Raw genomic sequence first — 18,677 nt, 5'->3', positions numbered from 1 at the left:
ATTTGTGTCGAGCAGCGCGAGCCTGCGGCTGGTAGCGATATACAAACCGATTTCTGTAACCTGTTCTAGTTGAACTGGAGGGAAGGCTAAGCAACGTGACGCAGGTGCCACCGGACGAGCCCTTGGGCAGCCACGTGCTCGAGTTGGAAGTGACCGACGTGGTCGAGGAGACCGACGACTCGCGATCACTCGTGTTCGGCGTGCCCGCCGGCGCGGACATCCCCGCCGATCGCCTGCGCTACGCGCCCGGCCAGTTCCTGACCCTGCGCATTCCCAGCGACCGCACGGGTTCGGTGGCGCGCTGCTACTCGCTTTCCAGTTCACCGTTCACCGATGACGCCTTGACCGTCACCGTCAAGCGCACGGTCGACGGTTATGCATCCAACTGGCTGTGCGATCACGCGCACCGGGGCATGAAGATGCACGTGCTGGCGCCGTCGGGAACCTTCGTGCCCAAGACCCTCGACGCCGACTTCCTGCTCATCGCCGCCGGTAGCGGGATCACGCCGATGATGGCCATCTGTAAGTCAGCCCTCTCGCAGGGCAGTGGTCAGATCACGTTGATCTACGCCAACAGAGACGAGCGGTCGGTCATCTTCGGCAGCGCGCTGCGCGATCTGGCCGCGAAGTACCCCGATCGCTTGACGGTCGTGCACTGGCTGGAGTCCGTGCAGGGTCTGCCGAGCACCCCGGCACTGAGCAAGCTGATGGTGCCCTACACCGACCGGCAGGCGTTCATCTGCGGTCCGGGCCCGTTCATGCAGGCCGCCGAACAGGCCCTCGAGTCGCTGCAGGTCCCGGCCAAGCAGGTGCATATCGAGGTATTCCGCTCGCTGGAGACCGATCCGTTCGCCGCGGTGACGATCACCGACGAGGGTGACGAGCCGCCGGCCACCGCCATCGTCGAGCTCGACGGGCAGACCCACACCGTGGCGTGGCCGCGCAGCGCCAAACTGCTCGACGTCCTCCTCGACAAGGGGCTCGATGTGCCGTTCTCCTGCCGAGAGGGGCACTGCGGCGCGTGCGCGGTGGTCAAACGCAGCGGCGAGGTCGCGATGGACATCAACGATGTCCTGGAACCCGACGACATCGCCGAGGGGCTGATCCTGGCCTGCCAGGCGCGGCCGAATTCCGATTCGGTGGAAGTCACCTACGACGAGTAGGCCGGCGCCTCAGCGCGAGCAGGCATAAACCTCTCCAAATCGCCGGCGTGTCAGGGCATCTTGTGTCTGTTCGCGGGGAGGAATCCCTAGCGCGGCAGGCCGAGCAGGCGTTCCCCGGCGAGGGTGAGCAGGATCTGCTCGGTGCCGCCGGCGATGGTCAGGCACCGGGTGTTGAGGAAGTCGTGCACGAACCCGTCGATGACGAGGCCGCCGGAGTCCGAGAGTTCCAGCCGGAACTCGGCCAGCGCCTGCCGGTGCCGAACGCCGATGAGCTTGCGGGCACTGGCCTCCGCGCTGGTGTCATGCCCGCCGACCGCCAGCTGCGCGATCCGCTGATCGAGCAGTGAACCCGCCTGCGCGGACAGGATCAGCTTGGCCGTCTGGTCCTGTAGCGCGGTGTCGAGTTCACGCTCGGCGACCGTGCGCAGCATCTCCTCCACCGGATTGCCCAACGCGGTCCCCTGCGCCATCGCGACCCGTTCGTTGGCCAGTGTGGTGCGGGCCAGCCGCCAGCCGTCGTTGACCGTGCCCACCACCATGTCGTCGGGCACGAACACGTCGTCGAAGAACACCTCGTTGAACAGTTCGTCGCCGGTGATCTCCCGCAGCGGGCGGACCACGATGCCCGGCGAGCGCATGTCGACCAGGAAGTAGGTGATGCCTTTGTGTTTCGGCGCGTCCGCGTCGGTGCGGGCCAGGCACACACCCCAATGCGCCTTCTGCGCGGCCGAGGTCCACACCTTCTGGCCGGTGAGCTTCCAACCGCCTTCGGCCCGAACGGCTTTGGTGCGCAGAGCGGCCAGATCCGACCCGGCGCCCGGCTCGGAAAAGAGCTGGCACCAGATGATCTCGCCGCGCAGGGTGGCCGGCACGAACCGGTCGATCTGCTCGGGCGTGCCGCCCTCCAGAATCGTCGGCACCGCCCACCAGCCGATCACCAGATCGGGGCGCTGCACTCCGGACTTGGCCAGTTCGGAATCGATGAGCAGCTGTTCGGCCGGCGAGGCCTCCCGGCCGTAGGGCTTGGGCCAATGCGGGGCGAGCAACCCGGTGGCGGCCAGTGCGGGCTGGCGGTCGTCGGCGGGTAGGGCCGCGACTTCGGCCACCGCGGCGGCGATCTCCGGTTGCAGGTGCGCGACGGAGTCCAGGTCGATGTGCAGCTCGCGGCGCACACCGTCGAGGGTCAACGCGCACACCCGGCGCAGCCAGGCCGGCCGACCACCGAGGATCTGGCCGATGCTGTAGGCCCGACGCAGGTAGAGATGCGCGTCGTGTTCCCAGGTGATCCCGATACCGCCGAGCACCTGGATGCAATCCTTGGCGTTGGCCTTGGCCGACTCGATGCCGATCGCGGCGGCGATGGCGGCGGCGATGGCCAGTTGTTGCTCAGCCGGAGCCGCTGGGCCGGCGACATCAGACGAGGCGGCACCGGCGGCGTCAGCGGCCGCCACCGCGGCCTGCTGCGAGCGCAGCAGCATCTCGGCACACATGTGTTTGATGGCCTGGAAGCTGCCGATCGGCTTGCCGAACTGCTCGCGCACCTTCGCATACTCGACCGCGGTGTCCAGCGTCCAACGGGCCAGACCGGCGGTTTCGGCGGCCAGCACCGTGGCGGTCAGGTCCTCGAATCGGCGCCGCGACGCTGCGGCCTTGGTGGCGGGCACCGAATTCAGCGTTACCCGGGCCAGGGGGCGGGAGAAATCGGTGGCGGCCAGTGACTCGACCGTCACCCCGTCGGCGGCGGCGTCGACGACGACGACCTCATCACCCACCGGCAACAGCAGCACACCCGAGGTATCCGCGCCGAGCACATGGTCGGCGGTCCCGGATACCCGGCCACCGTCCTGCCGCAAATCGGCCGCCAGCGCCAAACCGGCGGTGGACTCCCCCGCGGCGAGTGCTTCGAGCAGCTCGGCATCAGTGATGACCAGTGTGGCCACCGCCGTCGTCGCGACCGGGCCGGGGATCAGCGCCCGCGCCGCCTCCTCGACCATGGCGCACAGATCCTGGATGGAACCTCCAGCACCCCCGGCATCCTCGGCGACGGCGACTCCGAACAAACCCAAGTCGGCCAGGGCGCGATAAACCGGACGCCATGCCTCGGGAGTGCCGTGTTCGACGTCGCGCACCGCGGCAAGGGCGCCGGAAGAGGCCGCCCAGCTGCGGACCAACTCACGGGCGGCAAACTGTTCGTCGGTGATGGTCGCAGACACCGTCGGCTCCTAGAGGTCACAAAGAACGGGCGCTGAAAATCTTCTTGGCCCACTAGAACGTGTTCTAATAGTGCCAGCGATCACCAGTCAAGTCGACCGGCATCGCAGCAGGACACGCGGTCGTCCCGGGGGACGCAGAGGTACGCGACGCAGTGTAGCGATGCGTATCGTTTCCTCTAGTAACGACCCTTGGAAGGAGCGGAACGAACCCATGTCATCGCCAGCGCAGAAGTCGTCGCCCGGCGGTGCGGGTTTGCAGCCACGTGAGGTGTTGCCGGTGTCAGTTCTCGCAGAATCAGAGCTCGGTTCTGAAGCACAGCGTGAGCGCCGCAAACGCATCCTCGACGCAACCATGGCCATCGCCTCCAAAGGCGGCTACGAGGCCGTCCAGATGCGCGCGGTGGCCGATCGTGCCGACGTGGCCGTCGGCACGCTGTACCGCTACTTCCCATCGAAGGTCCACCTGCTGGTCTCGGCGCTGGCGCGGGAATTCGAACGCATCGATTCCAAGACCGACCGGTCGGTGGTTGCCGGGGGTTCACCGTTCCAGCGACTGAACTTCATGGTCAGCAAGCTGAACCGGGCCATGCAGCGCAACCCGCTGTTGACCGAGGCGATGACCCGCGCCTACGTGTTCGCCGACGCCTCGGCAGCCGGTGAGGTTGATCACGTGGAGAAGATCATCGACAGCATGTTCGCCCGCGCCATGAGCGACGGTGAACCGACCGAAGACCAGTACCACATCGCCCGCGTGATCTCGGATGTGTGGCTGTCGAACCTGCTGGCCTGGCTGACCCGCCGGGCCTCGGCGACCGATGTCAGCAAACGTCTCGATCTGGCGGTGCGACTGCTGATCGGCGACGACGGCGAGTCCTAGGGCGACGTGTCCGTACTTCCCGAGGATCTGCACCGCGCGTTGATCGACGTCGCCGGGGTCCCCCGGTTGCTGGTGGCATCCGATTTCGACGGCACCGTCGCGCCGATCGTGTCCAACCCGGGCGACGCGCGTCCCCTACCGGCGGCCGCCGACGCCCTGGCCGCGCTTGCGGCACTGGAATCCACGGTGACAGCCCTGATCTCCGGGCGGGCACTGCGCGACCTGCGAACACTGTCCGGCGCGCCGGCCGATGTGCATCTGGTGGGCAGCCACGGCTCGGAGTTCGACGCCGGCTTCGCCGAAGCCGTCGACGAAGCGCGCAAGGCCCTGCTGGCCGAGCTCGAGCGGACCATGACCGCGCTGGCGCAGCGGTACCCCGGAGCCACGGTGGAGATCAAACCCGTCAGCGTGGCCTTCCACGTCCGCAACGCCGCTCCCGCGCTGGCCCAGCAGGCACTCGATGATGCGTTGGATGCGGTGCGGGACTGGGATATTCACATCACCGAAGGCAAAGCGGTCCGTGAGTTCGCGGTCATCGACACCGACAAGGGCGCCGCACTCGCGCAGCTGCGCGGACTGAACGACGCGAACGCGGTGGTGTTCTTCGGTGACGACGTGACCGATGAGAAGGCGTTCCGCAGCCTGACCGACGGCGACGTGGGGGTCAAGGTCGGACCGGGACAGACCCTGGCCCGCTATCGGGTGGACTCCCCCGACGACGTCGCCGCGGCGCTGGCGGTTCTGGCCCACGCCCGTCAGCGCTAGCAGCGGTCGCGCGCGGTCAGGCCGGCGGACCCGCCGTCCGCCCGCGTATCAGTTCGGTGGACAACACGTCGATGACCGGCAGCCCGTCGCGCGGCGGGTGGTGCAGCAGCCGACCGGCTCGCTTCCCCTTGTCCAGACTGGGCTGCGACACTGTCGTCAGACCCCGGCTCAACGCATCGGGGATCCCGTCGAATCCGGTCACCGTCATCTGACCGGGCACGTAAATACCGTGTGCGCGAAGGTAATCCATCGCAGAGATAGCGAGCACATCGGTAGTGCACATCAGCGCGGTGATGTGCGGGTTGGTCTGCATCGCCAGTTCGGCGGCCGCCGCCCCGGAGGCCGGCAGGTGTTCGTAACTCTCGATGACGGTGAGCGTCTCCGGATCCAGCCCGGCCCCGGCCATCGCGTCGCGCACACCGCCGATCCGTTCGCTCTGGACATGGAAGTGCGAGCTCTGCAAGCGCTCCGCGCTCACTACTCCGGCGGCCTGGTCACCGACGCGCCGTTCGGTGCCCAGGCGCATCGCCAGCAGGCCGATCTCGTGGTGCCCCAGGCCGATGACGTAGTCGGCCAGATCCCGCATCGCGGCACGGTCGTCGATACCCACCCGTGATGCACCGGGCACGTCCTTGGGTTCGTCGACGACGACAGCCGGTATGTGTCGCTGTAACACCGACTGGAGATAGGGATCGTCGTCCGAAGCGGCGTACACGACGAAACCGTCCACCCCAGCGGCCAAGACCGCATTCGTGCCGTCCGTCAGGCTCCGCTCCGGGCCGACCGCGACCAGCAGCAGGCCCTGGCCGACTTCTTCGCATGACTCAGCAAGTCCGGCAACGAAATTCAGTGCGGCGGGATCACTGAAGACGTATGTCAGCGGCTCGGCGATCACCAGGCCGACCGCCCCCGCTTTTCGGGTGCGCAGCGAGCGTGCCACGGGATCCGGACCCGCGTATCCCAGCCGCTTGGCGGTGGCGAGCACCCGTTCCCGCAAATCGGCCGACAGCTGGTCGGGGCGGTTGTAGGCGTTGGAGATCGTGGTCCGCGAAACCTTGAGTTCAGCGGCCAACGAGGCCAGAGTCGCCCGCCGCCGCGGCGCGGGACTTCGGGACATGCTCGGTGAGGTTATCGCATCGACTTGCATTCGACCGGTAGTAATGGCCTAGAGTTTATTGGAAACGGTTTTCATTTGTATTAGTATTTCTCCAGTGGAGAGGAGCGATCGTGCGCGGTGTTGCGGTCCGGACGGTCATCGGTGTGTCGGTGCTGGCGCTGACGGCGGGAATCACCGCATGCGGCGGAGACAAGTCCCCGGGCGGCGGCCCGCCGCAATCGCCGAACGTCGTGGCGTCCACCGACGTCTGGGGCAGCGTCGCGCAAGCGGTGGCCGGTGACCACGCCAAGGTGACCTCGATCATCACCAGCGCTTCGGCCGATCCGCACTCGTTCGAGGCCAGCCCGGCGAACGCGGCGGCCATCGCCGACGCGTCGCTGGTCGTCTACAACGGGGGCGGCTATGACCAGTGGGTGGACGACATCCTGGCCAGCCGCCCCGCCGTGCCCTCCGTCGACGCCTACTCACTGCTTCAGGTGCCCCCGGGGGAACCACAGCCGGCCAACGAGCACGTCTTCTACGACCTGGGCACCGCCCGGGCGGTGGCGGCCAAGATCGCCGACAAACTCGCCCAGGACGATCCGCAGCACGCCGCCGACTACAAATCGAACGCCGAGACGTTCAACCGCGGCGTCGACGCCATCGCCCAAACCGAGCGAGCGATCCGCCTCACCCATCCGGGAGCGGCCGTCGTCGCCACCGAACCCGTCGCCCACTACCTGCTGGTGGCCACGGGACTGACCGACAAGACGCCGGCTGGGTTCGCCAGCGCGGTCGAGCAGGACACCGACCCCGCCCCGGTCGACGTGGCCGCCATGCTTGACCTCATCACGTCCCGCCAGGTTGCCGCGGTGGTGTTCAACGAGCAGACCGAGACCGAGGTGACCAAGCAGGTCCGGGCCGCGGCCCAGAGCGCCGGAATCCCCATCGTCGGCGTCACCGAGACACTGCCCGAAGGTAGTGACTATCTGACCTGGCAGCGCGATACGGCCGACCGGTTGAGCGCCGCATTGCAGCAGAACCGATAATCACTGCTTGTGGGTGCCGAGATCGTCTGCTTGTCGGGTGCTCGGCTGGCCTTCGGGGACCGGGTGTTGTGGGACCACCTCGACCTGAAGGTCGCAGCCGGCGAATTCATCGCCATCCTCGGCCCCAACGGCACCGGTAAGACATCTTTGTTCAAAGTGCTGTTGGGCCAACTCCCGCTGAGTGCGGGCACGGCGACCATCGAGGGCCGGCCGATCGAAACCGGCAGCGAACGGATCGGCTATGTGCCCCAACACCGGTCGGTCGACCGCGGGCTGAGCCTGCGCGGACGCGACTTGGTGCGGCTCGGCGTCGACGGCCACCACTGGGGCATCGCGCCGCCAACGCGAAAAGAGCGGCAACACCGCCGAGACGTCGTGGAACGCGCGCTGGCGCAGGTGCACGCACTCAAGCTGGCCAAGGTTCCGGTCGGGGTGATGTCGGGCGGCGAATTGCAGCGCGTGCGCATCGCCCAGGCGCTGGCCAGCGACCCGGTGTTGCTGCTCTGCGACGAACCGCTGCTCAACCTCGATCCGGCCAGTGCCCGGCTGGTGGCCCGGCTGATCGACCGTCGCCGCCAGTCCGGCACCGCGGTGATGTTCGTGACGCACGAGATCAACCCGGTGGTGCCCTACGTGGACCGGGTGCTCTACCTGGTCAACGGCAGATTCCGGATCGGCACCGTGGCTGAGGTGATGACCTCGGAGACCCTCTCGGAGCTCTATCAGGCCGACATCCAGGTAGTCCAGGTCGGCAACCGCTATGTCGTGGTGGGCGAGCATCTCGACCACTCCGGACACCCCCACGGGCACGCCGATGAATGACCGGCTCACCCACCTGCTGGAGAACCTGTTCTCGTTCCACATCACCGCCGACCTGCTGGGCCGGGACTTCGTGCAGCAGGCCCTGGTCGCGGCGGCACTGCTGGCACTGGTGGCCGGGCTGATCGGGCCGTTCATCGTGATGCGCCAGATGTCGTTCGCCGTCCACGGGTCCAGCGAGCTGTCGCTGACCGGCGCGGCGTTCGCGCTGCTGGCCGGCTTAAACGTCGGGCTCGGCGCGTTGGTGGGCAGCGCGTTGGCGGCCGTCCTGTTCGGCATCCTCGGCCAGCGGGCCCGCGAACGCGATTCTGCGATCGGCGTCGTACTGGCGTTCGGCCTGGGCCTGGCGGTGCTGTTCATCCACCTCTATCCCGGCCGGGCCGGCACCAGCTTCGCCCTGCTGACCGGTCAGATCGTCGGCGTCGGCTACTCGGGGCTGGCGCTGCTGGTGGCGGTGACGGTCTTGGTGGTCGGCGTGCTGACGGTCAGCTATCGGCCGTTGCTGTTCGCCACCGCCGACCCGGAGGTGGCAGCGGCCCGTGGTGTCCCGGTACGCGTGCTGGGCATCGTGTTCGCGGCACTGGTCGGCGTGGTCGCCGCGCAGGGCGTGCAGATCGTCGGCGCGCTGTTGGTGATGTCGCTGCTCATCACGCCGGCCGCAGCGGCGGCCCGGGTGTTCAGCTCGCCGCCCGCGGTGATCGCCGCGTCGGTTCTCTTCGCCGAGCTGTCCGCAGTCCTCGGAATCGTGCTGTCACTGGCACCCGGCGTCCCGGTGTCGGTGTTCGTCACGACGATCTCGTTCGTCATCTACCTGGTGTGCTGGGCGATCAGCAGGCGCCATCACGACCCCGCTGCCGCCTAGGCTCGGGTTCCCTCGGCGGCATCGTCGACTCGCCTCGGCACCATCGCTCACTCCTCCTCCGCCTCGTCCCTCGGCGGCATCGTCGACTCGCCTAGGCTGGGGTTCGTGGCGTCGGTCGACTTGAACGCAGACCTCGGCGAAGGGTTCGGGGTGTGGGAACTCGGCGACGACGCCGCCATGCTCGACATCGTCACCAGCGCCAATCTCGCTTGCGGTTTCCATGCCGGAGATCCGGCCGGGCTGGCCCGAACCTCCCGGGCCGCCGCCGAGCGCGGCGTGCGCATCGGCGCCCAGGTCAGCTACCGCGACCTCGCCGGATTCGGACGCCGGTTCATCGATGTCGCGCCTGCCGAGCTGACCGCCGAGGTGATCTACCAGATCGGCGCCCTACAGGCGCTGGCGCGCGTCGCCGGATCCGAAGTCGGTTACGTGAAACCTCATGGCGCGCTGTACAACACGATCGTCAATCACCGTGAGCAGGCCCGCGCGGTCGCCGAGGCGGTCCATGCTGTCGACCCCGACCTGCCAGTACTGAGCCTAGCCGGGTCGGTGTTCTTCGACGAGGCACAGCGACTGGGGTTGCGCACCGTCGCCGAGGCGTTCGCCGACCGCGCCTACCATGCGGACGGGACACTGGTTTCCCGTCGCGAAGAAGGGGCGGTGCTGCACGATCCCGATCAGATCGCCGAACGGGTGGCCGGGATGGTGCACAGTGGCCGGGTGCTGGCCGTCGATGGAACGGCGGTCGATGTGCGGGTGGAATCGGTTTGTGTACACGGGGATTCGCGTGGTGCGGTGAATATCGCCGCCGCGGTACGCGAGCGTCTGCTGCGTGACAGCATTGAACTGAAGGCATTCGTCTGATGCGGCTGAAGCTCGGCAGGCCAGATATCTCCGACTACCGTGACCGTTTCGGCATGCCCGACGCCGACCCGGACGCCGCGCTTTCGGTCACCTGGCTCGGGGTGTCAACGCTACTGGTTGACGACGGCACCTCGGCGCTACTGACCGACGGGTTCTTCTCCCGCCCGACACTGCTGGACGTCGGATTGCGCCGGCTCACGCCGTCGGTGTCGCGCATCGACTACTGCCTCAATCGGGCCAAGATCAACCGACTGGCCGCGGTACTACCCGTGCACACCCACTACGACCATGCGATGGATTCCGCATACGTGGCGGGCCGCACCGGGGCCAGGCTGGTCGGGGGCGAGTCGGCCGCCAATATCGCTCGTGGACATGGACTCTCCTCCGAACAGATCGTTGTGGCGAGTTCGGGACAAGTGCTGACTCTGGGTCCGTTCAGCGTGACGCTGATCGAGTCGCACCACTGCCCTCCGGACCGCTTCCCCGGCCCGATCACCGCCCCGGTCGTGCCACCGGCGAAAGCGTCGGCCTTCCGCTGCGGCGAGGCCTGGTCGACCCTGATCCACCACGCACCCAGCGACCGCCGGCTGCTCATCCAGGGCAGTGCGGGCTTTCTAACCGGCGCCCTCGACGGTCGCCGGGCCGAGATCGCCTACCTCGGCGTCGGCCAGCTCGGCGTGCAACCCCAGGCCTACATCGAGCAGTACTGGGAACAGACGGTGCTTGCGGTCGGCGCCCGCCGGGCGGTGCTCATCCACTGGGACGACTTCTTCCGACCGCTCACCGAACCGATGCGGGCTCTACCGTATGCGGGCGACGACCTCGACGTGTCGATGCGCGTGCTGTCGAGGCTGGCGCAGCGCGACGGTGTCGCCCTGCACCTGCCGACGGTGTGGCAACGCGCCGACCCGTGGTCCTGACCACGCCGGCGGGACCGGTCAGCGGCGCCGCTGACGGGCGATCTCAGCCAACACGACCCCCGCGGCCACCGACGCGTTCAGCGACTCCGTCGGCCCGGCCATCGGGATCGACAGCACCGCATCGCAGTTCTGTCGCACCAATCTGGACAGCCCCTTGCCCTCCGACCCGACGACGACCACCAAAGGACCGGACGCGTCGAACTCATCGATGGTGGTGTCACCCTCGGCGTCGAGCCCGACCACCTGCAGGCCCGCGTCACCCCATTCCTTGAGCGTGCGGTTGAGGTTGGTCGCGCGCGCGACCCGCACCCGCGCGGCCGCACCCGCGCTGGTGCGCCACGCGACGGCGGTCACCGAGGCCGAACGCCGCTGCGGAATCAGCACGCCGTGGCCGGCGAACGCCGCGACCGACCGGATGATCGCGCCCAGATTGCGTGGGTCGGAGATGTTGTCCAACGCGACCAGCAGGGCCGGCTCGAGATCGGACGTGGCCGAGGCCAGCAGATCGTCCGGGTGAGCGTAGTCGTACGGCGGCACCTGCAGGGCGATGCCCTGATGTAAACCGTTGGCGCTCAGCCTGTCCAGATCACCGCGCGGGACCTCGAGGATCGCGATACCGCGATCGGCGGCCAGCGTGACCGACTCGGTCATCCGCTCGTCGGCTTCGGCGCCCAACGCCACGTACAACGCCGTTGCCGGTGCGTGCGCACGCAGGCACTCCAGCACGGGATTACGGCCCAGCACCATTTCGGTCTCATCGGTGGGCTTCGCGGGTTTGCGCGTCTGCTTGGCGGCCCGTCTGGCAGCAGGATGACCGGGACGCATGTGTGCGGGCGGGGTGGCACCGCGCCCTTCGAGCCCCCGCCTGCGCTGCCCGCCCGAGCCGACGGTCGGACCCTTCTTGGTGCCCTCTTTGCGGATGGCACCACGGCGCTTGGAGTTTCCGGCCATCTACTTGCCGCCTTCGTCGCGTAGCGCCCACTGCGGTCCGTCTGAGGTGTCCGTGACCTCGATACCGGCTTCCTTCAGTCGATCCCGGATCTCGTCGGCCAGAGCCCAGTCCCGGGTCTGGCGAGCCTCATCGCGGCGGTTGAGTTCCGCTCGCACCAATACGTCCACCGCGCCCAGCGCGGCCGATGTCTCATCGCGGGTCTCCCAGCGCTCGTCAAGCGGGTCGCAGCCAAGAATGCCCATCATCGAACGGATGTCGCGGGCCTTGGCCAACGCGGTCTCGTGATCCCCGGACTCCAGGGCCCGGTTTCCGTCGGCGCGGGCGGCATGCACCTCGGCCAGCGCGGCGGGTACCGCCAAGTCGTCGTCGAGCGCGGCGCCGAACTTGTCGGTCCAGGTGCCCGGCGCCACGGCGCCCACCCGGATTCGCACCCGGTGCAGGAATTCCTCGATTCCCGTGTAGGCCTTCACCGCGTCCTGCAGCGCCGTCTCGGAGAATTCCAGCATCGACCGATAGTGTGCGCTACCCAGGTAGTAGCGCAGCTCGGCGGGCCGAACCCGTTGCAGCACAGCGGGTATCGCCAGGACGTTGCCCAGCGATTTGCTCATCTTCTCCCCGCCCATGGTGACCCAGCCGTTGTGTAGCCAGTACCGGGCGAAGCCGTCGCCCGCGGCGCGCGCCTGGGCGATCTCGTTCTCGTGGTGCGGGAACACCAAATCCATTCCGCCGCAGTGGATGTCAAACTCGGCACCGAGGTACTCGTGCGCCATCGCCACGCATTCGGAATGCCAGCCCGGACGACCGCGCCCCCACGGGGTCGGCCAGGACGGCTCACCCGGCTTGGCGCCCTTCCACAACGTGAAATCACGCTGGTCACGCTTGCCGGTGCCGGCACCCTCGCCCTGGTGCACGTCGTCGATCTTGTGCCCGGAGAGCAGACCGTATTCGGGAAAGCTCAGCACATCGAAATAGACGTCACCGGCCCCGGTGTAGGCGTGGCCGGTGTCCACGAGTCGCTCGATGAGCTCGACGATCTGGGTGATGTGCCCGGTAGCCCTGGGCTCGGCTGACGGCGGCAGCACACCGAGCGCGTCGTAGGCCGCGCTGAACTCCCGCTCGTGGGTCGCCGCCCACTCCCACCACGGCCGGCCGGCGTCGGCGGCCTTGTTGAGGATCTTGTCGTCGATGTCGGTGACGTTGCGGATGAACGCCACGTCGAAACCCTTGGCCATCAGCCATCGGCGCAGCACATCGAAGGCCACCCCGCTGCGGACGTGGCCGATGTGCGGCAGCCCCTGCACGGTGGCACCGCACAGATAGATCGAGGCGTGGCCGGCGCGTAGCGGCACGAATTCCCGCACGACACCGGTAAAGGTGTCATGGAGCCGCAGGCCGCTTGAGGTCACGACGCGCCAGCTTACCGGCCTAATCGGGGTTGTTCGGCATCGAGGCGGGTCCGGCGACCACCAATGCGGTGGCGACAGCGGCCATACCTTCGCCGCGACCGGTCAGCCCGAGACCGTCGGTGGTTGTCGCCGAGACCGACACCGGCGCGCCCAGCAGCCCGGAGAGCACCCGCTGGGCCTCTTCCCGGCGCGGGCCCACCTTGGGGCGGTTGGCGATGACCTGGACGGTGGCGTTGCCGACGGTCCAGTCCGCGGCGGCGAGCAGATCGCGGACGTGGACCAGCATCTGCGCGCCGGTCACACCGCGCCACTGCGGTTGATCCACTCCGAACACCGTCCCCAGATCGCCGAGGCCAGCGGCGGAGAGCAGGGCATCGCACAACGCGTGCACGGCCACATCACCGTCGGAGTGCCCGGAGCAGCCGTCGGATCCGTCGAACAACAGGCCCAGTAGCCAGCAGGGTCGGCCGGCTTCGATCGGATGAACGTCGGTGCCCAGCCCGACACGGGGAATCGTCATGCGCCGAGCAGGGCCCGGGCCAGCTGGAGATCCAGCGGGGTGGTGATCTTGAAGGCGAGGGTGTCGCCGTCGACGGTGTGTACCGGGGTGCCCAGGTACTCCACCAGCGAGGCGTCGTCGGTGACGCTGGCGCCACCGCCACGCTCGTAGGCCCGGCGCAGCAGCGCCGTATCGAAACCCTGCGGCGTCTGGACGGCACGCAGTCCGGATCGCTCCGGTGTGCCGAGTACCACGCCGTTGGCATCGACGGCCTTGACAGTGTCGATGAGCGGCAGCACCGGAATGACCGCTCGCAGCCCATCTCGCAGGGCGGTGACCACCCGTTGGATCTGTTCGACCGGCGTCAGCGGGCGGGCGGCGTCGTGCACCAAGACGAATTCAGGGTCCCCGATCGCATCCAGTGCGCGCCGAACCGTTTCGGGACGTTCCGGACCGCCCGCGACGACCGTGGCACGGCCGTCGAGCAGAAGCTTGGTTTCGTCGACGCGGTCGACCGGCGCGGCGACCACCACCCGGTCCACGACGCCGGAGGCAAGCAACCCGTCGACGGAGCGTTCGAGCATCGTTCGGCCACCGAGATCCACGAACGCCTTCGGGATACCAGCTCCCAGCCGTTCACCGGATCCGGCGGCCGTGACGACCGCGACCGTGTCCGACACCGAACCCCTCAGGGCAGTCAGGACGCGGCGGCCAGAACCTCGTCGAGAATGGTCTCGGCCTTGGCGTCATCAGTGTTCTCAGCCAGGGCGAGCTCGCCCACGAGGATCTGCCGAGCCTTGGCCAGCATGCGCTTCTCGCCCGCCGACAAGCCGCGTTCCTGATCCCGGCGCCACAGGTCACGGACGACCTCTGCGACCTTGTTGACGTCTCCGGACGCCAGCTTCTCGAGATTGGCCTTGTACCGCCGCGACCAGTTGGTCGGCTCTTCGGTGTGCGGGGCGCGCAGAACCTGGAAAACCTTGTCCAGGCCCTCCTGTCCCACAACGTCACGGACACCCACGTATTCGGCGTTTTCCGCTGGAACTCGAACGGTCAGGTCTCCCTGGGCGACCTTCAAGACGAGATATTCCTTCTGTTCGCCTTTGATGGTCCGGGTTTCGATCGCTTCGATCAATGCAGCACCGTGGTGTGGATAGACAACGGTGTCTCCGACCTTGAAAATCATCAGTTTCGAGCCCCTTTCACATTGCAATGCTAGCACGGGGGCCGACAGCGTGCGGAACAACGATGCAGGTCAGGGGCACCATAGGTGAAGAGTGGGGGTTGACAGGGTGACGAAACCGTGCAACATGGGGGCCGCCGGGTTGCCCCAGCACACCCCGCCCAGACCGCCGTCGCCGCCTTCGGCCACCGCGCGGCGAACCCTCAGCTACCGCCGCGCCGCGCCACCTACTACTGTGCATAGTCGAACCGCGGCGGCGCGACGGCGCCGTCCACACAGGCCGAGCAGGAGGCTGCTGTGAACCGCTTGACGAATCGCCTCGTGGCCGCATCCGCTGGCCTGGCCGCCTGCGGCCTGATTCTGACGGGCTGTGGGTCGGGTCAGATCTCGCAGACCGCCGACCAGGTGGCGGCCGTCAACGGCGTGGAGGCCAATGTCGCCAACATCGCCTTGCGAAATGTTCACCTGCAAGCGGTGCAGAGCAGCGACTATCTCCAGCCGGGGCGCACCGTCGAGCTCATCTTCGTGGCGGCAAACACCTCCGCGGACACCCACGACAAGCTGGTCGCCATCAGCTCTGATGTGGGATCGGTCGAGGTGACCGGCAAGACTGACATCCCAGCGGGCAACTCGCTGATCGTCGGCGCCGCCGACGGTCAGGACGAGGTGATGCCCATGGCGGGTACCCCGGTGGACACGATCCGGACGGCCAAGGCCGAAGTCACGCTCAGCCAGCCGATCACCAACGGGCTGACCTACAACTTCACGTTCGACTTCGACAAGGCCGGCCAGACCACCGTCGCGGTACCGATCTCGGCCGGCGGCGCACCGCGGCAATAGGCCGCATCAGCCCCCGACGAGCGGGGTTCAGTCCGACAGGGTGCCGTCCACCCATGCACGCAATGCCGCCACCGGTGCCGCCCCGGCCCGCCGCGCAAGCACCTTGCCGCGTTGGGTGATCAACAGCGTCGGCACGGCCTGAACCTCGAATCGGTGCGAGATCTGCGGCGCGTTGTCGACGTTGACCTTCACCAGTTTCAGGCGCCCGGCGCGCTCGGTGGCCAGCTGTTCGAGGGCCGGGCTGACCGTCCGGCAGGGCCCACACCACGGCGCCCACAAGTCGACCAGCACCGGCACGCTGGCCTGTTCCACCACCGCGGTGTAGTCGGCGTCCCCGGCATCGACTATCCACGGCAGCCACTGCCGGCATTGTGCGCACCGCGGCTTGCCCGAGGCGGTAGAGGAGGGCACCCGGTTGCGGGTGCCGCATTGCGGACATTCGACGATCCCACTTGCCATCCCCCCATTTTCCGGCAGTCGCGGACACGGGATCGGCTAATCCGCTGATCTGTCATACCCACCCGATAGCGTCACGGCGTGGCCAAGGCGCGTTCGCAGTTCCGCTGCTCGGAGTGCCGGCATGTCACGGCCAAGTGGGTTGGCCGCTGCCCCGAGTGCGGTACCTGGGGCACCGTCGACGAGGTCGCGGCGACGAGCAGTGCCGGCGGTGCGCCGCACCGCGCCGTGGTGCCGTCGTCGCCGGCGGTGCCGATCAGCTCCATCAACCCCGACCGCACCCGACACTTCCCGACCGGGGTGGACGAGCTCGACCGGGTGCTGGGCGGCGGAGTGGTGCCCGGCTCGGTCAGCCTGCTCGCCGGCGATCCCGGCGTCGGCAAGTCCACCCTGCTGCTCGAGGTGGTGCACCGATGGGCGCAATCGGGGCGGCGGGCGCTGTACGTGTCAGGTGAGGAGTCGGCCGGCCAGATCCGCATGCGCGCCGAGCGCACCGGCTGCACCCACGACGAAGTGTTCTTGGCTGCTGAATCCGATGTCCACACGGTGCTGGGACACATCGACGCGGTGCAGCCCAGTCTCGTGGTGGTCGACTCCGTGCAGACGATCTCGACCGGCGACAACGACGGGGTCGTGGGTGGGGTTACCCAGGTGCGCGCGGTGACGACGGCACTGACCGCCGCAGCCAAGACCAGCAGCGTGGCGCTGCTGCTGGTCGGCCATGTCACCAAGGACGGCGCGATCGCCGGGCCTCGTTCGCTGGAGCACCTGGTGGATGTGGTGTTGCACTTCGAAGGCGACCGCAACTCGACCCTGCGGATGGTCCGCGGGGTCAAGAACCGCTTCGGCGCTTCCGACGAGGTCGGCTGTTTCCTATTGCACGACAACGGTATTCAAGGAGTTTCCGACCCGTCGGGATTGTTCCTCGACGACCGTCCCAACCCGGTTCCGGGAACAGCGGTCACCGTGGCGCTAGACGGTAAGCGCGCGCTCATCGGCGAGGTCCAGGCCCTGCTGGCCTACCGCCCCGAGAACGCACCCCAACGGCGTGCGGTCAGCGGGGTCGACAGCTCACGCGCGGCGATGATCGCCGCGGTGCTCGAACGCCGGGCGAACCTCAAGGTCAGCGCGACTGACATCTACCTGTCCACCGTCGGCGGTATGCGGTTGATGGATCCGTCTTCGGATCTGGCGGTCGCGATGGCCATGGCGTCGGCCTACGCCGACCTGCCATTGCCCACCACGACCGTCGTGATCGGCGAGGTGGGCCTGGCCGGTGATCTGCGGCGGGTCACCGGCATGGACCGCAGACTGGCCGAAGCGGCCCGCCTCGGCTTCACTGAAGCGCTGGTGCCCGTCGGCTGCGGCGCGGTGCCCAAGGGCTTCAAGGCCATCGAATCCGCCACCATCGGGGATGCGTTGCGGTCGATGCTGTCGATCGCCAAACGGCCCTACGACAAGGTCGTGACGCAGCTTCGACGGGATGGCTCGAGTAACGGGTCCGACACAGTGGACAATAAGTGGCTGTGAGCACCGTCAACCGGACGAATGGCTCGGCGCAGCCGGCGGCCGCCGCCACGCTGCGCGAGACCATCGGGCGGCTGGCGCCCGGCACCGCCCTTCGCGACGGCCTGGAGCGCATCCTGCGCGGTCGAACGGGCGCGCTCATCGTGCTTGGCTACGACGAGCGGGTCGAGACGATCTGTGATGGCGGGTTCTCGCTGGACGTCCGGTTCGCTCCGACCCGGCTGCGTGAGCTGTCGAAGATGGACGGGGCCGTCGTGCTGTCCACCGACGGCAACCGGATCGTTCGGGCCAACGTGCAGCTGGTGCCCGACCCGACGATCCCCACCGACGAATCCGGGACCCGGCACCGGTCGGCCGAACGCACCGCGATCCAGACCGGCTACCCGGTGATCTCGGTCAGTCACTCGATGAGCATCGTGACCGTCTACGTCGGCGGTGAACGCCACGTCGTCGCCGACTCGGCGACCATCCTGTCGCGGGCCAACCAGGCGATCGCGACGTTGGAGCGCTACAAGGCACGCCTCGATGAGGTGTCGCGGCAGCTGTCCACAGCCGAGATCGAGGACTTCGTCACCCTGCGCGACGTCATGACAGTGGTGCAGCGCCTGGAGATGGTCCGCCGTATCGGACTCGAAATCGACTATGACACAGTCGAACTCGGAACGGACGGCCGGCAGCTGCGACTTCAGCTCGAGGAGCTGCTCGGCGGCAACGACACGGCCCGCGAGCTGATCATGCGCGACTATCACGCCAACCCGGAACCCCCGTCCAAAGCCCAGGTGGCCTCGACGCTGGCCGAATTGGATTCCCTGTCGGATACCGAGCTGCTCGACTTCACCGCGCTGTCGCGGGTGTTCGGCTATCCGTCGACGCCCGATGCGCAGGATTCGGCGCTCAGCGCGCGCGGCTATCGAGCGATGGCTGGCATCCCGCGACTGCAGTTCGCCCACGTCGATCTGCTGGTGCGGCGCTTCGGCTCGCTACAGGGCCTGTTGGCGGCCAGCGCCACCGACCTGCAATCCGTCGAGGGCATCGGCGCGATGTGGGCGCGGCACGTCCGCGAGGGCTTGTCGCAGCTGGCCGAGTCGACGATCGCCGATCGGCTGGTCTAGCCAATTTGCCGCTGTCGCGGCGCCCGTTCCGGGGTGAAAATGGGGCGGTGGTCGTCTTGCGACGCCGTAGCTCT

19 protein-coding genes are annotated in these 18,677 nt (G+C 67.9%); 11 read left to right on the top strand and 8 right to left on the bottom strand.

Annotated elements, in window-relative coordinates; genetic code table 11:
* The first annotated feature begins 95 nt into the window (after positions 1–95).
* On the top strand, positions 96–1,163 hold the full coding sequence (locus ORI27_RS00435) for a ferredoxin--NADP reductase (protein ID WP_265994758.1): 1,068 nt from the start codon (positions 96–98) through the stop codon (positions 1,161–1,163).
* 86 nt (positions 1,164–1,249) lie between these two features.
* On the opposite strand, the gene ORI27_RS00430 is transcribed toward ORI27_RS00435, so the two are convergent.
* The gene (locus tag ORI27_RS00430) at positions 1,250–3,376 is read right to left on the bottom strand and encodes an acyl-CoA dehydrogenase (protein ID WP_265994759.1); all 2,127 of its coding nucleotides are present in this window, start codon (positions 3,374–3,376) and stop codon (positions 1,250–1,252) included.
* Positions 3,377–3,653: 277 nt separating this feature from the next.
* Here ORI27_RS00430 and kstR point away from each other — a divergent pair, with 277 nt between their 5' ends.
* Positions 3,654–4,253: a cholesterol catabolism transcriptional regulator KstR gene (gene kstR / locus ORI27_RS00425; protein WP_265994760.1), complete on the top strand. Its 600-nt coding sequence runs from the start codon at positions 3,654–3,656 to the stop codon at positions 4,251–4,253.
* A gap of 6 nt (positions 4,254–4,259) precedes the next feature.
* Positions 4,260–5,018: a trehalose-phosphatase gene (gene otsB / locus ORI27_RS00420; RefSeq protein WP_265994761.1), complete on the top strand. Its 759-nt coding sequence runs from the start codon at positions 4,260–4,262 to the stop codon at positions 5,016–5,018.
* A gap of 16 nt (positions 5,019–5,034) precedes the next feature.
* On the opposite strand, the gene ORI27_RS00415 is transcribed toward otsB, so the two are convergent.
* Entirely contained in the window at positions 5,035–6,135 is a 1,101-nt protein-coding gene (locus tag ORI27_RS00415; RefSeq protein ID WP_265994762.1) for a LacI family DNA-binding transcriptional regulator, read from the bottom strand.
* A gap of 110 nt (positions 6,136–6,245) precedes the next feature.
* On the opposite strand from ORI27_RS00415, the gene ORI27_RS00410 reads away from it, so the two are divergent.
* From ORI27_RS00410 to ORI27_RS00390, 5 genes are all read left to right on the top strand, one after another.
* Positions 6,246–7,163 carry a metal ABC transporter solute-binding protein, Zn/Mn family gene (locus ORI27_RS00410; RefSeq protein ID WP_407666195.1) on the top strand — a complete coding sequence of 306 codons (918 nt, stop codon included), beginning with the start codon at positions 6,246–6,248 and terminating at the stop codon, positions 7,161–7,163.
* Between the two features lie 9 nt (positions 7,164–7,172).
* Positions 7,173–7,985, top strand: a complete 813-nt coding sequence (locus ORI27_RS00405; protein ID WP_265994763.1) for a metal ABC transporter ATP-binding protein — start codon at positions 7,173–7,175, stop codon at positions 7,983–7,985.
* Positions 7,978–8,844, top strand: a complete 867-nt coding sequence (locus ORI27_RS00400; RefSeq protein WP_265994764.1) for a metal ABC transporter permease — start codon at positions 7,978–7,980, stop codon at positions 8,842–8,844. Before ORI27_RS00405 ends, ORI27_RS00400 begins: the two co-directional genes overlap by 8 nt.
* 105 nt (positions 8,845–8,949) lie before the next feature.
* Positions 8,950–9,708, top strand: coding sequence for a LamB/YcsF family protein (locus ORI27_RS00395; protein ID WP_265994765.1), 759 nt, complete (start codon positions 8,950–8,952; stop codon positions 9,706–9,708).
* Positions 9,708–10,628, top strand: coding sequence for an MBL fold metallo-hydrolase (locus ORI27_RS00390; RefSeq protein ID WP_265994766.1), 921 nt, complete (start codon positions 9,708–9,710; stop codon positions 10,626–10,628). The genes ORI27_RS00395 and ORI27_RS00390 overlap by 1 nt, the downstream gene beginning before the upstream one ends.
* Positions 10,629–10,646: 18 nt before the next feature.
* Here the strand turns inward: ORI27_RS00390 and rlmB are convergent, their stop codons facing one another.
* The 5 genes from rlmB to carD are packed head-to-tail and all read right to left on the bottom strand — an operon-like array spanning position 10,647 to position 14,671.
* Positions 10,647–11,579 (bottom strand): 23S rRNA (guanosine(2251)-2'-O)-methyltransferase RlmB, encoded by a 933-nt coding sequence (gene rlmB, locus ORI27_RS00385; protein WP_265994767.1) that lies wholly within the window; start codon positions 11,577–11,579, stop codon positions 10,647–10,649.
* A complete protein-coding gene (cysS, locus tag ORI27_RS00380) occupies positions 11,580–12,986 on the bottom strand; it encodes a cysteine--tRNA ligase (RefSeq protein WP_265994768.1) in 1,407 nt (468 codons plus the stop codon).
* A 19-nt stretch (positions 12,987–13,005) separates the two neighbouring features.
* Complete coding sequence (gene ispF, locus ORI27_RS00375) at positions 13,006–13,506, bottom strand: 2-C-methyl-D-erythritol 2,4-cyclodiphosphate synthase (protein WP_265994769.1); 501 nt, start codon at positions 13,504–13,506, stop codon at positions 13,006–13,008.
* The gene (gene ispD, locus ORI27_RS00370) at positions 13,503–14,186 is read right to left on the bottom strand and encodes a 2-C-methyl-D-erythritol 4-phosphate cytidylyltransferase (RefSeq protein ID WP_407666203.1); all 684 of its coding nucleotides are present in this window, start codon (positions 14,184–14,186) and stop codon (positions 13,503–13,505) included. The genes ispF and ispD overlap by 4 nt, the downstream gene beginning before the upstream one ends.
* A complete protein-coding gene (carD, locus tag ORI27_RS00365; protein ID WP_003921720.1) occupies positions 14,183–14,671 on the bottom strand; it encodes an RNA polymerase-binding transcription factor CarD in 489 nt (162 codons plus the stop codon). Before carD ends, ispD begins: the two co-directional genes overlap by 4 nt.
* Positions 14,672–14,965: 294 nt before the next feature.
* On the opposite strand from carD, the gene ORI27_RS00360 reads away from it, so the two are divergent.
* On the top strand, positions 14,966–15,508 hold the full coding sequence (locus tag ORI27_RS00360) for a hypothetical protein (RefSeq protein WP_265994771.1): 543 nt from the start codon (positions 14,966–14,968) through the stop codon (positions 15,506–15,508).
* A 27-nt stretch (positions 15,509–15,535) separates the two neighbouring features.
* Here ORI27_RS00360 and trxA read toward each other — a convergent pair whose 3' ends face one another.
* Positions 15,536–15,967 (bottom strand): thioredoxin, encoded by a 432-nt coding sequence (trxA, locus tag ORI27_RS00355; RefSeq protein WP_265994772.1) that lies wholly within the window; start codon positions 15,965–15,967, stop codon positions 15,536–15,538.
* 78 nt (positions 15,968–16,045) lie between these two features.
* On the opposite strand from trxA, the gene radA reads away from it, so the two are divergent.
* Both radA and disA read left to right on the top strand, forming a co-directional pair.
* Positions 16,046–17,494 (top strand): DNA repair protein RadA, encoded by a 1,449-nt coding sequence (radA, locus tag ORI27_RS00350; RefSeq protein WP_265994773.1) that lies wholly within the window; start codon positions 16,046–16,048, stop codon positions 17,492–17,494.
* A complete protein-coding gene (disA, locus tag ORI27_RS00345; protein ID WP_265994774.1) occupies positions 17,491–18,603 on the top strand; it encodes a DNA integrity scanning diadenylate cyclase DisA in 1,113 nt (370 codons plus the stop codon). The genes radA and disA overlap by 4 nt, the downstream gene beginning before the upstream one ends.
* The last annotated feature ends 74 nt before the right edge of the window (positions 18,604–18,677 follow it).

This window comes from Mycobacterium pinniadriaticum (assembly GCF_026242045.1).
Taxonomy (GTDB): Bacteria; Actinomycetota; Actinomycetes; order Mycobacteriales; family Mycobacteriaceae; genus Mycobacterium; species Mycobacterium pinniadriaticum.
This window is presented reverse-complemented; position numbering and strand designations above follow the sequence as displayed.

Bases quoted from the DNA above. Each gene is read 5' to 3' on its own strand.
- ORI27_RS00415 (WP_265994762.1), bottom strand. From the start codon at position 6,135: ATGTCCCGAAGTCCCGCGCCGCGGCGGCGGGCGACTCTGGCCTCGTTG.
- ORI27_RS00400 (WP_265994764.1), top strand. From the start codon at position 7,978: ATGAATGACCGGCTCACCCACCTGCTGGAGAACCTGTTCTCGTTCCAC.
- ORI27_RS00390 (WP_265994766.1), top strand. From the start codon at position 9,708: ATGCGGCTGAAGCTCGGCAGGCCAGATATCTCCGACTACCGTGACCGT.
- rlmB (WP_265994767.1), bottom strand. From the start codon at position 11,579: ATGGCCGGAAACTCCAAGCGCCGTGGTGCCATCCGCAAAGAGGGCACC.
- ispF (WP_265994769.1), bottom strand. From the start codon at position 13,506: ATGACGATTCCCCGTGTCGGGCTGGGCACCGACGTTCATCCGATCGAA.
- carD (WP_003921720.1), bottom strand. From the start codon at position 14,671: ATGATTTTCAAGGTCGGAGACACCGTTGTCTATCCACACCACGGTGCT.
- trxA (WP_265994772.1), bottom strand. From the start codon at position 15,967: ATGGCAAGTGGGATCGTCGAATGTCCGCAATGCGGCACCCGCAACCGG.